The organism is Streptomyces sp. NPDC005962, from assembly GCF_040629205.1.
GTDB lineage: Bacteria > Actinomycetota > Actinomycetes > Streptomycetales > Streptomycetaceae > Streptomyces.
In genome coordinates this window covers 260,958-274,642 of the sequence record NZ_JBEXVE010000009.1, presented here as the reverse complement: position 1 = coordinate 274,642, position 13,685 = coordinate 260,958, and the positions used below count along the sequence as shown (strand labels likewise).

Genomic DNA, 13,685 nt, shown 5'->3' with positions numbered 1-13,685 from the left:
ATGTCCGTTTTGGGCCCGTACATTCGCCCCCCAAGACATGCGTCCGACGGGGGAAAAGACATGGAGTGGCTGGAACAGCTGCTGGCTCCGGAGAATCTGCTGGCGCTCCTCGGTGTCGTCGTCACGCTCGGCGGACTGTCGTACGAACGGCTGATCCCGGGGCGGAAGCGCATCGGCTACCGCGTGCAGATGGACACGCTGATAGACGACGCCGCCGAGGACGGGCAGATCCACCAGCGGCTGCGGATGCTGGAGAACACCCCGGATCTGGCCGGGGCCTCGCTGGTGCTGCTGCGCATCGAGAACGACGGCTTCCGCAGCATCGACGCCGACGACTACATCACCGCGCCGTCCACGGAGCACCGCGGGCTCACCGCGACCTTCCCGAACCGGACCGTCCGGGACGTGGCGGTGACCGAGCCCAGCCATCCGGACCTGCTGCGCCATCTGCCGCAGAACGGCACCGAGGAGCGGCCCGGGCTGATCTGTACGGGGCATGAGATCGCCCTGCCGCGGGTGCCGTTGAACAAGGGCGACCACTTCAAGCTGCTGGTGCTGCTGACGGGGAACGGCACCGACAAGCCGCCGCATGTGGGCGGGCGCATCAAGGAAGGCAGAATCCGGAACAACGAGAAGTTCCGGCGGCCCAGCAACCGGGTGCTGGGGCTCATCGGGAGCCTGCTGGCCTTGCTGATCCTCCAGACGTTCGGTACGCAGTTCCTGAAGGACGATCCGCTGCCGCGCGGCTGTGCCCAGGGGACGCTGACGGTCGTGGGGTCCACCGCGTTCAAGCCGGTGGCGCAGGATCTGGGCGGGGCGTACGAGAGCGACTGCCTCGGGGCACGGATCGAGGTGGCGGCCCAGGGCAGCGGACGCGGAACGAACACACTGCGGGAGGCGGGGGAGTCGGCCAAGGCCGGTTTCCCCGCGTATCTCGCCTTCTCCGACGGCCCCGCCGGGGACGGGGACCCGAAACTCAAGGAGCATCTGGTCGCGCTGTCCGTCTTCAGCGTGGTGGTGAACAAGGATGTACGGATTCCCGACCTCTCGCTCACCGAGCTGCGCGGCCTCTACGCGGGGCGGATCATTCGCTGGAACCAGCTCCCCGGCGGCCCCGATCTGCCCGTGCGGCTGGTGAGCCGGGACGCGAAATCGGGTACCCGCGGGGTGTTCGAGGGCCGGGTGCTGGGCGGCAACGAGATCTCCCGGACGTCCGACAACTGCCGGACCCCGAATTTCGCCAGGGACACCGTCATCCGCTGTGAACTCGACAGCACGGGCGAGGTGCTGAAGGCCGTGGCGGACACGCCCGGCGCGATCGGATACGCGGAACTGCATTCCGCCGAGGCGAGCGCCGCCGGGGGCGATGTCCGGCTGCCGCGGCTGGACGGGCGTATTCCCTCCACCGACGCGGTGCGGGCCCGGACCTACCCCTTCTGGGAGCCGGAGTACGCGTACACCTATACCGCACCGCCCGCGAACTCCCTGACGTCGAAATTCCTCGACTATCTGGCGGGGGACACCGGGCGGAACCTCATCGAGAAACACGGCCATCTGCCGTGTTCCGTCCCGGAGAACCGGAGGGCCTGCGACATCCGGTGATATCCGGGGACGGTGACATCCGGGGACGGTGATATCCGGCCGGGCGGGTCACGGGGCCCGCCCGGCCGGTTATCGGTTCATCTCAGGGCCGTCACTTGACGTTGACGCCGCCCCAGGCGTTGTTGACCGTCTTGTACTCGGTGCTGTTGGCGCCGTAGAGCTTCTTCGCGGCGCTGAGCGTCGCGGTGCGGGCCTTGGCGTAGTTGGTGGTCGAGGTCATGTACGTGGACAGGGCCTTGTACCAGATCTTCTCGGCCTTGGCCCGCCCGATGCCCTTGACGACCCGGCCGTCCTTGGTCGGGCTGTTGTACGTGACGCCGCCGATCACCTTGCGGCCACTGCCCTCGGCCAGCAGGTAGAAGAAGTGGTTGGCGATGCCCGAGGTGAAGTGCGGGTCGTCCTCGCCGACGCCGCTCTTCCAGTAGTCGTAGGACAGTCCGTCCTTGCTGGGCTTGTCCATGTAGCGCAGCGGGGTGCCGTCACCGTTGATGTCGATCTTCTCGCCGATGAGGTAGTCGCCCGGGTCCTTGGCGTTCTTGGAGTAGAACTCCACGGCGGTGCCGAAGATGTCGGAGGTCGCCTCGTTGAGGCCGCCGGACTCGCCGCTGTACTCCAGGTTGGCGGTGGCCGAGGTGAGGCCGTGGCTCATCTCGTGGCCCGCGACGTCGAGCGAGGTCAGCGGCTTCTTGTTGCCCTCGCCGTCGCCGTACGTCATGCAGAAGCAGGCGTCGTCCCAGAACGCGTTCTGGTAGGCGTCGCCGAAGTGGACGCGGGAGTACGCGGCCTTGCCGTTGCCCTTGATGCCGTTACGGCCGAGGACCTTCTTGTAGTAGTCCCAGGTCTTGGCGGCGCCGTACTGGGCGTCCACGGCGGCGGTCTGGGCGATGGTGGGCTTGCCGTTGCCCCACACGTTGTTGGGGTCGTAGAACGCCGACCCCTTCTTCGTGTCGTCCCACGAGTGCTTGGAGTTGTACGTCCGGTGGCCGCCGCGCGCGGTGTCCTTCATCAGCCACTGGCTGCCGCTCTTGACCGAGCCGACGGTGACCTTGCCGTTGTGCTGGCCGGTGCCGGTGCCGTTCTCGATGGCCTGGTACTCGTACAGCTTCTTGCCGCTGTCGGCGTCCGTGATGACGTGCAGCCGGTTCGGCGTGCCGTCCTTCTGGAGGCCGCCGATGACGGTCTCGTACGCCAGGACCGGCTTGCCGGTGGCGGCCCAGATGACCTTGCGCGGGGCGCGCTCGGTGGTGGCGCCGGTGACATCGGCGGCCTTCGCGGCGGCGAGGGCGGTCCGCTGCGCGCCGGAGGCGGCGAAGGAGGCGCGGGTGTCGGCCACCGTGATGTCGGCGTTCGTCGCCTTGGTCACGCCGTCCTTGGCGCCGCTCGGCGTCTGGTGGACGATCAGGTCGCCGCCGAGGACGGGCAGTCCGTCGTAGGTGCGCTCGTAGCGGGTGTGGACGGAGCCGTCGGCGTCCGTGACGACATCACGGACGACCAGCTTCTCCTTGCCGCCGAGCCCGAGGGACGCGGCGGTGGTGCCGGACTGCGGAGTCGCCGCGCCCGCGGGGCCCGCGGTGGCGCCGGCGGCGAGCAGGGAGGCGGCCAGGGTGGCCGCTCCGGCGGCGAGGGCGGTACGCGAACGTCTATGACGGGATATGCCGGATATGGCAGACGTCGAGCGTGAATCCACGCGTATCTCCTGTTGTCATGGGAGGTTGACCGACACGTCGGTGCAACCCGGCAAAGATGTGTCTTTGCTGTGAAGAAAACATACCGGTGCCCGGGGACAAACCCCGGGCACCGGCCGCATGTTGTGCGTTACGCATCGGTAACGCCGTTGGTCCTACTTGACGTTGACACCCGCCCAGGCGGCGTCCACGCCCTTGGACTCGGCGCTGCCATCCCCATAGAGGTCGTTCGCGGCCTTCTGGGTTGCCTCACGCGCCGCCTTGTAGTCCGTCGTGGAGGTCATGTACGTGGTCAGGGCCTTGAACCAGATCTTCTCGGCCTTGTCCCGCCCGATGCCCTCGACCTTCTTGCCGTCCGAGGTCGGGCTGTCGTACTTGACGCCGTCGATCTCCTTCGCGCCGCTGCCCTCGGACAGCAGGTAGAAGAAGTGGTTGGCGACACCGGAGGAGTAGTGGACGTCGAGGTCGCCGACCTTGTCCGACCACTCGTCCGCGGACTGGCCGTCCTTGCTGGGCTTGTCCATGTAGCGCAGCGGGGTGCCGTCGCCGTTGATGTCGATCTTCTCGCCGATGAGGTAGTCGCCCGGGTCCTCGGTGTTCTTGGCGCTGAACTCGACCGAGGTGCCGAAGATGTCGGAGGTGGCCTCGTTGAGGCCGCCGGACTCGCCGCTGTACTCCAGGCCCGCGGTCTTGGAGGTGACGCCGTGGGTCATCTCGTGCGCTGCGACGTCGATGGCGGTCAGCGGGGCCTTGTTGCCCTCGCCGTCGCCGTACGTCATGCAGAAGCAGGAGTCTTCCCAGAAGGCGTTGACGTAGCTGTCGCCGTAGTGGACGCGGGACGTGGCGGCCTTGCCGTCGCCGCCGATGCCGTCGCGGCCGTGCACGTTCTTGTAGTAGTCCCAGGTCGTGGCGGCGCCGTAGTGGGCGTCCACGGCGGCGGTCTGCGGGTCGTCGCCCTTGCCGTTGCCCCAGGCGTCGTCCTCGTCCGTGAACTCCTTGCCCTCGCCGTCCTCCTTGTTCTCCAGGTTGAGGGTCTTGTGGCCGCCGCGGTCGGCGTCCTCCAGGGTGAAGCCGCTGCCCTTCTTGGAGGTGCCCAGCTCCACCTTGCCGCTGTACTCGCTCTGGCCGCTGCCGGTTTCGACGCCCTGGCGCTCGTAGAGCTTCTTTCCGGTGGCCGCGTCGGTGATGACGTGCAGCTCGTTCGGTGTGCCGTCCTTCTGGACGCCGCTGACGACCGTCTCGTACGCCAGGACGGGCTTGCCGCTGGCGGCCCAGATCACCTTGTGCGGGGTCTGCGCCTTCGCGTCCGTGCTGTCGTCCGCCTGCGCGGCCTTCACCGCGGTCCGCGCGGCGCCGCTGGGGGCGGTCTCGGCGGTGGTGGTGGCGACCTTGACGGTGGCGTCCGTGGCCTTGCTGACGCTGCTGACCTTGCCGTTTCTGGCCTGGTGGACGATCAGGTCGCCGCCGAGGACGGGCAGTCCGTCGTAGGTGCGCTCGTAGCGGGTGTGGGTCGTGCCGTCGGCGTCCTTGATGACGTCCTTGACGACCAGCTTCTCCTTGGCGCCGAGGCCGACGGCCTTCGCCGTGTCGGCCTTGGTGGCGTTCGCGTCGCGCAGCAGCTCGGCGCGGGCGGACGCGGTGAGCTTGGCGGGCAGGGCGCCCGCCCTGGCGTCCGCGTCGGCCGGTGCGGCACCGGCCGATCCGGTGGTCAGTCCGGTGGCCAGCAGTGCCGCGGTGGCGACCGCGGCGCCGGCGGCGATCGCCGAACGGCGCTTTCCGCCACCGGATATGGGCATGCCGAAGGTCTTGCTCACGCTAACTCCCTCGTTGCTGTGGGGGTCAGTGCCGGGCAGCGGGAAACGCGGCACGGCACTGAACAAGAGGTACTGGTGCGTAATGCGTGGGCAGACTGTCATATCGGCCACGGACATGTCACGGGTTTCCTGGCGGGTCCAGCAGAATTTGTTCATGGAAACGCGGGCAAACACATGGAGACGCCGCCAGGAGGAGTCGGGTCACTCCTGGCGGCGCCTGGTTCTCTGTGGCGTTGCTGTAGGTGTTGTCGTAAGGGCTGCTGACGTTATGTCAGAAAGTCAGCTTCCAGCCGTTGATGGTTCCGGAGTCCGAGGAGTAGACGTCCTGGACCTTGAGGTTCCAGGTGCCGACCGAGGTCTCGGACGAGGCGTCCACGGTGTAGGTGGTCTTCACGTCGTCCACCGAGTCGAAGATGCTGGAGTCCTTCAGCCGGTAGGCCGTGCCGTCCGGGGCGATCAGGTCGATCACCAGGTCGCCGCGGTAGCTGTGGGTGATGTCCACGGTCACCTGGAGGGCGGACGGGGCGTTCCCGGCCCGGCTCACGGTGATCGGCGAGTTGACCGCGTTGCCCCCGTCCGGGATGGCGAGCGGCGTGTTGTTCTCGAAGACGTTGCCGCCGGTGGTGTTGACGGTCCAGGTGAACGACGCGGTGCCGGTCTCGCCCGCCGAGTCGGTCACCGTCACGGTCACCGCGCCGGCGCCCTCGGTGGTCGGGGTGCCGGAGATCAGGCCGGTGGCGGAGTCGAGCGAGAGGCCCGCCGGCAGCCCGGTGGCCGCGTAGCTCAGCGCGCCCGGGTTGGAGCTGGTGGCCTTGATCTGCACGCTGGTGGCCTGGCCGACGATGCTGGTCTGGTCACCGGGCGGGGTGACGCTGACGCCGTCGACGATCCGGGCCCCGACGTTCACCCCGGCCCAGGCGTTCGCCACCGCGTTGTACTGGGCGCTGCCCTGGCCGTACAGCTCGCCCGCCGCCCACAGCGTCGCCTCGCGCGCGGCGGCGTAGTTGGTGTTGGACGTCATGCGCTGGCTGAGCGCCTTGAACCACACCTGCTCGGCGGCGTCCCGGCCGATGCCGGTGACCGGCAGTCCGTCGGAGGTCGGGCTGTTGTAGCTGACGCCGTTGATCACCTTGGCGCCGCTGCCCTCGGAGAGCAGGTAGAAGAGGTGGTTGGCGACACCGGACGAGTAGTGCACGTCCACGTTGCCGACGCCCGAGTACCAGCTGTCCTTGGACGCGCCGTCCTTGCTGGGCTTGTCCATGTAGCGCAGCGGAGTGCCGTTGCCGTTGATGTCGATCTTCTCGCCGACGAGGTAGTCGCCCTGGTCGGACGCGTTGTCGGCGTAGAACTCGACCGCGGCGGCGAAGATGTCGGACGTGCCCTCGTTGAGGCCGCCGGACTCACCGCTGTAGACCAGCTTGGCGGTGGCCGCGGTGACGCCGTGGCTCATTTCGTGCGCCGCCACGTCGATCGAGGTCAGCGGCTTGGCGTTGCCCGAGCCGTCGCCGTAGGTCATGCAGAAGCAGGAGTCCTGCCAGAAGGCGTTGACGTAGCCGCTGCTGTAGTGGACCCGGGAGTACGCGCCCACGCCGTCGCCCCGGATGCCGCTGCGGCCGTGCACGTTCTTGTAGTAGTCCCAGGTCTCGGCGGCGCCGTAGTGCGCGTCGACCCCGGCGGTGGCGGTGTCGGCGGTGGTGCCGCTGCCCCAGACGTCGTCGGCGTCGGTGAACAGGGTGCCGGTGCCCGAGGTGCCGCGGTTGAGGTTGTACGTCTTGTGGCCGCCGCGGTCGGCGTCGGTCAGGTTGTACGAGCCCGAGCTGCCCGAGGTGCCGAGGGCGACCTGCCCGCTGTACTGGCTGTTGCCGGTGCCGTTCTTGACGCCCTGGTACTGGAAGAGCTTCTTGCCGGTGGCCGCGTCGCTGATGACGTGCAGCTCGTTGGGTGTGCCGTCCTCCTGGAGGCCGCCGACGACGGTCTCGTACGCGAGCGTCGGCGTGCCCGACGCCGCCCAGACCACCTTGCGCGGCGCCCGGTCGGCCCCGGTCTGCCGCGAACCCTGCGCGTCCGCCGCCTTCACGGCGGCCTTCTCGGCGGCGCCGGGCTTGACGGCGGCGGTGGTCGACGCGACCGTCAGCCGGGCCTTGGTGGCCTTCGCGACCGTCTCCACCGCGCCGCCCTTGGCGCGGTCCACGACCAGGTCGCCGCCGAGGACGGGGAGCCCGTCGTAGGTGCGCTCGTAGCGGGTGTGGGTGGTGCCGTCGGCGTCCTTGATGACGTCCCTGACGACCAGTTTCTCCTGGGAACCCAGGCCCAGGGTCTTCGCGGTGGCGGCCTTGGCGGAAGCGGTGTCCGCGGCGCGGATCAGCGCGGTGCGGGCCGCGGGGGACAACTGCGCGGGCAGCGCGCCGGGCCGGGCCTTGGCGGCCATCGTGCCACCGGCCTTCTCCGCGGCCGAATCGCCCGCCCGCGCGGTGGCGGGGCCGGTCTGCACACCGACGACGATCATCGCGGCGGCGGCCACCAGGGCGCCGGTCGCGGTGGCGCGCCGGTGGGATCTGTGAGGTCTGGAATGCCGTTGGGGGAAGGGTCTCACGCTGACTCCTTCTGCGCTGGCCGCGCGTGGCACGGCCGTCCGGGCTGGACATGGCGGAGCAGGGTGGTACGGCGTGGGGGGAGATGGGGGGTGGCCCGAGGTGGGGATGAGCTGGAGTTACCGCACCTCGGTCGAGGGAAGAGTGCCATCATTGGACTCAACCTGTCAGGAGCGCGACAAGAATGTGGCCGGAAAGCGTCCGTTGACACGTGTGCTGTATTCGCATACCGGATACCGGAGTCCAGTCCGAGCCACGTCCGGTGCTGACCTTCGTCGAACGGCGCTGGCTGCGCTGGGGGTTCCTCGGGGAGCCGGTGGACGCCCCGTGGGGCGACCGCGGGCCCGGCGACCGCTGGCAGGTGCCGGACGAGCTGACCGCTGCCGAGGTCCGGGGCCGGTTCGAGGCGCAGTGCGAGGAGTCGCGGGCGGCCGTCGCGGGCGTACCGCTGGACCGGCGGGCCCGCACCGGCGGCCGGTTCGCCACCGAAGCCGACGCGCCCGTCCTGGGCTGGATTCTCTTCCACCTGCTCCAGGAGTACGCCCGCCACGCCGGACAGCTCGACGTCGTACGGGAGTTGGCGGACGGCGCCGTCGGGGAGTGACCCCGGCCGCTCAGGCCTCCGCGGTGTCGAACCGCGCCGTCGCGCCGAGCAGCGCGCTCAGGTCGTGGCCCGGCCGCAGTTCGGACACCGCCTCGCCGCGGCGGAAGAGCACGGCCCCGGCCTCGATGCCGCCCAGGGTGAGCCGGTCGCCGTCGCGGCGCAGCCAGGTGCCCTCGCGCAGGCCGAGCACCGGCACGTCGTTCTCCTCCAGGAACTGCTCCAGGCGCTGGGCGCGGGTCTCGCCCATGTGGGCGCTGTCCGGGCGGGCGTCCAGGAAGTGCGGGTTGATCTGGAACGGCAGCAGGCCCAGCGCGTCGAAGCTCGGCGGCTGGACGATGGGCATGTCGTTGGTGGTGCGCAGGGTCGGGCAGGCCATGTTGGTGCCCGCGCTCGATCCCATGTAGACCGCGCCCCGCTCGATCCGCTCGCGGATCGCCCGCACCAGACCGTGCCCGTGCAGCGCCTTGAGCAGCCGGAAGCTGTTGCCGCCGCCGACGAACACCGCCGCCGCGTCCCGTATCGCCGCGGCGGGCTCGGCCGCGGTGTGCGCGCCGGTCACCGTCACGCCCAGCGGTTCCAGGGCGCGCGCCACCTGGGCGGTGTAGCCGTCGTGGTCGGCCAGCGCGTACGGGACGAAGACCAGCTCGCGGGCGCCGCCCAGCGCGGAGGCGATCTCCTCCAGGGCGTGTTCCAGGTAACCGCGGCCGGGCGCGGTGGAGTTCGAGAGCAGCAGCAACTGCATGAGGGGCCTTTCCGGTACGGACGTAAGGGGGCGTCAGGGGCGCGGTCAGCGCCGGTCGCGGCGCGGGACCTGCCGCGGCCGGGCCGGGGTCAGCAGTCTGCCCAGGTCCGCCGCGCCCTGGAGCAGCGGGGCCACCAGGTCGTCCCGGCGCGGCCGCAGCACCTCCTGGGTGGCGGCCAGGGTCAGGGTGCCGACCGGGCGTCTGCCCACCAGGACCGGCGCGGCCAGCGCCGCGGTCTCCGGATCGTACTCGCCCTCGGAGTACGTGAAACCCTCGCGCCGCACCTGGGCGAACCGTTCCTCCAGCGCCGCCGGGTCGGTCAGGGTGTGCGCGCTGAACCGGGCCATCGGGCGGCCGTAGATCAGCGCGGCCCGGTCGTCGGCGTTGAGCATGCCGAAGTACGCGCGGGAGGTGGCCCCCGCGTGCGCCGGGTACAGCTCGCCCGCCAGCACGTAGTAGCGCAGCGGCCCGGTCGCCCCGTCCACCGCGGCCACACAGCGCATGTGCACCCCGTCCGGGACCGCGAACAGCGCGTTCACCCCCGCCTCCCGGGCGAGGACCGCCAGCGCGGGCCGGACCAGGCTGGCCATGCCGCCGCCGCGCTCCCACACCCGGGACAGATGCCAGACGGCCGGGCCCAGCCGGTAGCGGCGGGTGCGCCGGTCGGAGACCAGGAAGCCCCGGTGGGCGAGCGCGGCGAGCAGCCGCTGCGCCACCGACTTGTCGAGGCCGAACTCGGCGGCGACCTCCGTCACGCCCCACTCGGGGCGCTCCCGGTCGAAGGCGAGCAGGACGCTCAGCACGCGGTCCGCCGTCTGGAGCGGCGGTGCGCCGGTTACCGGTGTCTCGTCGGACATGACGAAAGCGTAAACAATCCCGGATATAGAGAAAACATTGCGCCCTGGGTCACACCGGGCGGACGCTGGCCGCCCCCACCGCTCCCCCCGAGAGGTCCCCGTGCTCAAACACGTCCTTGAGATCATCGAACTCCTCGACCGCCCGCAGACCGGCGGCGCACTGCTCGCCGAGCATCTGCGCGCGGTCCAGGCGGCGGCCGGTGCCGACGCGCGGACGGTGCCGGAGATCGAGGTACGCACCGTCGAGGGCGACCGGGGCAGCACCGACTTCGTCTCCGTGACCGTCCCCGGCCGCCGCGGCAAGACCGCCGGCGGCGACGCCCCCACCCTGGGCGTACTCGGCCGGCTCGGCGGCGTGGGCGCCCGCCCCGAGCGCGTCGGGCTGGTCTCCGACGCGGACGGCGCGGTGGCCGCCCTGTCCGCCGCGGCCAAGCTGCTGGACATGCACGCCCGGGGCGACGTCCTCGACGGCGACGTCATGGTCTCCACCCATGTGTGCGGCTGGGCCCCCACCCGTCCGCACGACCCGGTGCCGTTCATGGACTCCCCGGTCGACACGCTCGTGTGCAACCGCGAGGAGGTCTCGGCCGCGATGGACGCGGTCGTCTCCATCGACACCACCAAGGGCAACCGGCTGCTCAACCACCGGGGCGTCGCCCTGTCCCCGACGGTCCGCGAGGGCTGGATTCTGCGCGTCAGCGAGGATCTGGTGGGCCTCCTGGAGACCGTCACGGGCGAGCCCGCGCGCATCCTGCCGATCACCACCCAGGACATCACCCCGTACGGCAACGGGGTGCACCACATCAACTCCATCCTCCAGCCCGCCGTCGCCACCTCCGCGCCCGTCGTCGGCCTCGCCGTCACCGCCGCGACCGCCGTCGCCGGATGCGCGACCGGTGCCAGCCACGAGGCCGACATCGCGGCCGCCGCCCGGTTCGCGGTCGAGACCGCCAAGGAGTTCGGCCGCGGCGCCGTCCGCTTCCACGACCCCGAGGAGTTCACGCGGCTGGTCGGGATGTACGGACCCATGACCCACCTCCAGGCCCTCACCCCCACGGGGTGAGCCCGCCTGGGGCCTGCCCTCCCCGTCCCCGCAGGAGCCCCACGTGAACCCGAAGTCCCCGGCCGCCGCCCCAGCGGCCACGGCCGCCCCGCCGGAGCGCCACCCCAGCGCCTTCGAACCGGTCACCCTCGTCCTCACCATCGTGCTGTCGGTGCTGGGCGCCCTGATCGGCATCGTGCTGATCACGTCGCTCGGCGTGTCCCCCAACACGGCGGTGATCGGGGCCCTGGTGGCGATGCTCATCGGCCGCGTCCCGGTGGGCGTGCTGCGGCGGATGCGTTCCCGGCACCGGCAGAACCTGGTGCAGTCGGCCATCTCCGGCTCCACCTTCGCCGCGGCCAACTCCCTGCTCACCCCGATCGCGGTGCCCTTCGCGCTCGGCCGCACCGATCTGGTGTGGCCCATGCTGGGCGGCGCCGTGCTCGGGCTGGCGGTCGACAGCTGGGTGCTGTTCCGGGTCTTCGACTCCACGCTGCTGCCCGCCACCGGGTCCTGGCCCGCGGGCATCGCCGCGGCCGAGACCATCAAGGCGGGGGACGCGGGCGGCCGCAAGGCCGCGATCCTCGGCGCGGGCGCGCTCGTGGGCCTGGTCGGGGCGCTGTTCAAGCTCCCCACCAGCGCCGCCGGTGTCGGCTTCCTCGGCAACATATGGGCGCTGCTGATGTTCGGCATCGGGCTGACCGTCGCCCAGTACGCGCCCGACGTGCTCCACACCGACCTGCTCGCCGATCACGTACCGCACGGGATGATGATCGGCGCCGGTCTGGTGGCCCTGGTGCAGGCGCTGCTGCTGATGCGGAAGCGCGGAGGTCAGGCGCCTGTTCAAGAACCGGGGGAGGAACGTACCGTCCAGGCGCCCCGGCTGCGCCGCGGACTGCTGGAGGGCATGGGGCTCTTCGTCTGCGGGGCGGTCGTGGTCGCGTTCGCCGGTGGAGTGGCCGGAGACCTCTCCGTCCCCGGGCTGATCGGGTGGGTGGCGCTCGCCGGGGTCGCCGCCATCGTCCACCAGCTCATCGTGGGCCTGGCGGCCATGCACTCCGGCTGGTTCCCGGCCTTCGCCGTCACCCTGATCTTCCTGATCATCGGGCTCGTGGCGCACATCCCGACCGTGCCGCTCGCCCTGCTCGTCGGCTACACGGCGTCCACCGGCCCGGCCTTCGCCGACCTCGGCTACGACTTCAAGGCGGGCTGGCTGCTGCGCCGCGACGCGACTCCCTGGCACCCGTTCGAGATGGACGGCCGCCGTCAGCAGTACCTCGCCCAGCTCGTCGGCTTCGGTGTCGCGCTGGTCGTGGTCGCCGTCGCCTGGAAGACGTTCTTCGCCGACGGCAAGGTGCCGCCGGTCGCCGAGGTCTACGTCACCACGATCAAGACCGGCCTGGAGCCGGGCACCGTGACCACCATGCTGCTGTGGGCCGTTCCCGGCGCGCTCGTCCAGTTCCTCGGCGGGCCCTCCCGGCAGATGGGCGTCCTGCTGGCCACCGGCCTGATGGTCGCCACGCCCCAGGCGGGCTGGATGGTGCTCGGCGCCCTGGCCGTACGGCAGCTCTACACGATGTGGCGGCGGCGCGGGATCACCGACCGCGCGGCGCGCGAGGAGTCCGACGAACAGGCCGAGAACGAGCTGTCCCTCGTCGGCGCCGGACTGGTCGCGGGCAGCTCGCTCAACGACGTCGGCCAGCTCACCAAGGCCCTGTGAGGACCCCCTGTGAATACCCCTGCCCTCGGCCTGGTCACCATCGGCCAGGCCCCGCGCGCCGACCTGCGCCCCGACGCCGAACCCCTGCTGCCCGGCGTGCGCATGGTCGAGCACGGCGCGCTCGACGCCGACCGCTTCGACGGCGACGCCGAAGCCGCCACCCGCCGCCTGCTGGCCCCCGAGGACGGCGAACCACCGCTGATCTCCCGGCTGCGCGACGGCCGTTCGGTGCTGCTCGGCCACGGCGCGCTCGTCCCGCGCATCGAGAGCGCGGTCGCTCGCGCGGAGCGCGACGGCGCCGCCGCGACCCTGCTGCTGTGCACCGGACGCTTCCCCGCCGTACGGGCCACCCGGCCGCTGCTGTTCGCCGAACCGCTGGTGCAGCGGGCCGTCGCGGCCGCCGTCGGCGACGACCCGGTGGGCATCGTCTGCCCGCACCCGGACCAGGCCGAGGACGTGGCCGCGCGCTGGTCGCGGCTGCTGCCCGGCGGCGCCCGGGCCGTGGCCGCCGACCCGTACGCGTCCGACGGGAGCGCCCCGGAAGCGGTCGCCGCGGCCGCGCGCACCCTCGCGGCAGGCGGCAGTACCTGGATCGTCCTGGACTGCATCGGCTACACCGAGCGGATGCGCGCCGCCGCCCTGCGCGCCGCGGAGCGGCCGGTGCTGCTGGCCCGCGCGATCGCGATCCGGATGGCAGCCGAGGTCGTCGCCGCCTCACCCTGACCCGAGCGATGCCCCCGCCCGCGAGCACCCGCACCGGTCGTCGTCTTCCGACCTGCGCCGTCCGCACCAGGCCGTCCGCACCAGGCCGTCCGCACCTGCCCCGTCCGCACCTGCGCCGTCTGCGCCGACCCCGTCCGCACCTGCCCCGCCTGCTCTCACCTCGCCCGCGCCCGCTCAGTCCGCGCCTACCTCGCCTGCCTCACCCCGGTAGGCGCGCCCGCCCTATACCCGCGCCGACCCGCACGTGCCCGGCCGTATCGGCGCCGGGCCGCATCTCCACCGCTCGCTCCACCGGCCCGTACTC

The 13,685-nt window shown here is 71.3% G+C and carries 10 protein-coding genes; 5 read left to right on the top strand and 5 right to left on the bottom strand.

Going from position 1 to position 13,685, the window contains the following annotated elements; translation table 11 throughout:
* Positions 1-60: 60 nt before the first annotated feature.
* A complete protein-coding gene (locus ABZ370_RS17995) occupies positions 61-1,602 on the top strand; it encodes a substrate-binding domain-containing protein (protein ID WP_358621467.1) in 1,542 nt (513 codons plus the stop codon).
* Between the two features lie 91 nt (positions 1,603-1,693).
* On the opposite strand, the gene ABZ370_RS17990 is transcribed toward ABZ370_RS17995, so the two are convergent.
* The 3 genes from ABZ370_RS17990 to ABZ370_RS17980 form a co-directional block, all read right to left on the bottom strand.
* Positions 1,694-3,289: a M4 family metallopeptidase gene (locus ABZ370_RS17990; protein ID WP_358621465.1), complete on the bottom strand. Its 1,596-nt coding sequence runs from the start codon at positions 3,287-3,289 to the stop codon at positions 1,694-1,696.
* A 153-nt stretch (positions 3,290-3,442) separates the two neighbouring features.
* Positions 3,443-5,083, bottom strand: a complete 1,641-nt coding sequence (locus tag ABZ370_RS17985) for a M4 family metallopeptidase (RefSeq protein ID WP_358621607.1) — start codon at positions 5,081-5,083, stop codon at positions 3,443-3,445.
* A gap of 289 nt (positions 5,084-5,372) precedes the next feature.
* The gene (locus ABZ370_RS17980) at positions 5,373-7,607 is read right to left on the bottom strand and encodes a M4 family metallopeptidase (protein WP_358621606.1); all 2,235 of its coding nucleotides are present in this window, start codon (positions 7,605-7,607) and stop codon (positions 5,373-5,375) included.
* A gap of 347 nt (positions 7,608-7,954) precedes the next feature.
* Between ABZ370_RS17980 and ABZ370_RS17975 the strand changes: the two genes are divergently transcribed.
* A complete protein-coding gene (locus tag ABZ370_RS17975; RefSeq protein ID WP_358621463.1) occupies positions 7,955-8,296 on the top strand; it encodes a DUF664 domain-containing protein in 342 nt (113 codons plus the stop codon).
* Between the two features lie 10 nt (positions 8,297-8,306).
* On the opposite strand, the gene pepE is transcribed toward ABZ370_RS17975, so the two are convergent.
* Positions 8,307-9,038, bottom strand: a complete 732-nt coding sequence (gene pepE / locus ABZ370_RS17970) for a dipeptidase PepE (protein WP_358621460.1) — start codon at positions 9,036-9,038, stop codon at positions 8,307-8,309.
* Positions 9,039-9,083: 45 nt separating this feature from the next.
* A complete protein-coding gene (locus tag ABZ370_RS17965; RefSeq protein WP_358621458.1) occupies positions 9,084-9,896 on the bottom strand; it encodes an IclR family transcriptional regulator in 813 nt (270 codons plus the stop codon).
* A 100-nt stretch (positions 9,897-9,996) separates the two neighbouring features.
* On the opposite strand from ABZ370_RS17965, the gene ABZ370_RS17960 reads away from it, so the two are divergent.
* From ABZ370_RS17960 to ABZ370_RS17950, 3 genes are read left to right on the top strand one after another with little or no spacing between them, the layout of a single operon-like run.
* A complete protein-coding gene (locus ABZ370_RS17960) occupies positions 9,997-10,959 on the top strand; it encodes a DUF1177 domain-containing protein (RefSeq protein ID WP_358621456.1) in 963 nt (320 codons plus the stop codon).
* Positions 10,960-11,002: 43 nt separating this feature from the next.
* Complete coding sequence (locus ABZ370_RS17955) at positions 11,003-12,658, top strand: OPT family oligopeptide transporter (RefSeq protein WP_358621453.1); 1,656 nt, start codon at positions 11,003-11,005, stop codon at positions 12,656-12,658.
* 9 nt (positions 12,659-12,667) lie between these two features.
* Positions 12,668-13,381 carry an AroM family protein gene (locus ABZ370_RS17950; protein WP_358621450.1) on the top strand — a complete coding sequence of 238 codons (714 nt, stop codon included), beginning with the start codon at positions 12,668-12,670 and terminating at the stop codon, positions 13,379-13,381.
* Positions 13,382-13,685 lie beyond the last annotated feature (304 nt).

Bases quoted from the DNA above. Each gene is read 5' to 3' on its own strand.
- ABZ370_RS17995 (WP_358621467.1), top strand. From the start codon at position 61: ATGGAGTGGCTGGAACAGCTGCTGGCTCCGGAGAATCTGCTGGCGCTC.
- ABZ370_RS17985 (WP_358621607.1), bottom strand. From the start codon at position 5,083: ATGCCCATATCCGGTGGCGGAAAGCGCCGTTCGGCGATCGCCGCCGGC.
- ABZ370_RS17980 (WP_358621606.1), bottom strand. From the start codon at position 7,607: ATGATCGTCGTCGGTGTGCAGACCGGCCCCGCCACCGCGCGGGCGGGC.
- pepE (WP_358621460.1), bottom strand. From the start codon at position 9,038: ATGCAGTTGCTGCTGCTCTCGAACTCCACCGCGCCCGGCCGCGGTTAC.
- ABZ370_RS17965 (WP_358621458.1), bottom strand. From the start codon at position 9,896: ATGTCCGACGAGACACCGGTAACCGGCGCACCGCCGCTCCAGACGGCG.